Consider the following 642-nt stretch of genomic DNA (forward strand, 5'->3'; position numbering starts at 1 on the left):
GTCGGTCACTGCCGGTGCGAGCGCATCGCCACGGCGAGTTCGGCGGCGGCCTGGTCGATGCACGCGCGCAGCCGCGCCGCGTCGCTGCGCGCCGTGGCCGGCCAGTCGGCGGGGTCGGCGACGACGATCGTGGGCACGGGGTCGGCGTGCACGCTGGCCAGGCGCCTGCGTAGCACCTGCGTGAGGTCGGGCGGCCGCCAGCGGGAGCCGCTGTTGAGCGCCAGCAGCACCGGCATGCCGGAGAGGACACCGTCCCCGAGGACGGCGAAGAACAAGTCGAATACCTCGCTCGGGGATGCGGCGAGCACCGGGGTCGCCACCACGAGCCCGTCGGCCGCCACGACCGCCGCGATCGCCTCCCGCAGGTCGAGGCTGGCGCGGCGCTGGGCAAAGTGCTGAGCGAGGTCGGGCGCCAGCCGGTGCAGCTCCAGCACCTCCACCTCGGCGCGCGCACCTCCGGCCGCCAGTGACCGGCGGGATGGCATCGAAACACGCGGAGAAGTTCGGTTCCAGCGCCGCCTGCGGTAACTGGAAGTCGGCACCCCACACTCTTCGAATTCGAAGCAGTAGACTCCGGACATGCCTGATTCACCGCCGTCGCTCGACCGTGTGCAACTCGGCGCCTACTTCGACCTCATCGAG

The 642-nt window shown here is 71.8% G+C and carries 1 protein-coding gene; it reads right to left on the reverse strand.

Annotated elements, in window-relative coordinates; genetic code table 11:
• Window positions 1–5: 5 nt before the first annotated feature.
• Window positions 6–485 (reverse strand): NAD(P)H-dependent oxidoreductase, encoded by a 480-nt coding sequence (locus OP79_RS49165; protein ID WP_051745940.1) that lies wholly within the window; start codon window positions 483–485, stop codon window positions 6–8.
• Window positions 486–642 lie beyond the last annotated feature (157 nt).

Source organism: Streptomyces yerevanensis (genome assembly GCF_000716805.1).
Taxonomy (GTDB): Bacteria; Actinomycetota; Actinomycetes; order Streptomycetales; family Streptomycetaceae; genus Streptomyces; species Streptomyces flaveus.

Bases quoted from the DNA above. Each gene is read 5' to 3' on its own strand.
- OP79_RS49165 (WP_051745940.1), bottom strand. From the start codon at position 485: ATGCCATCCCGCCGGTCACTGGCGGCCGGAGGTGCGCGCGCCGAGGTG.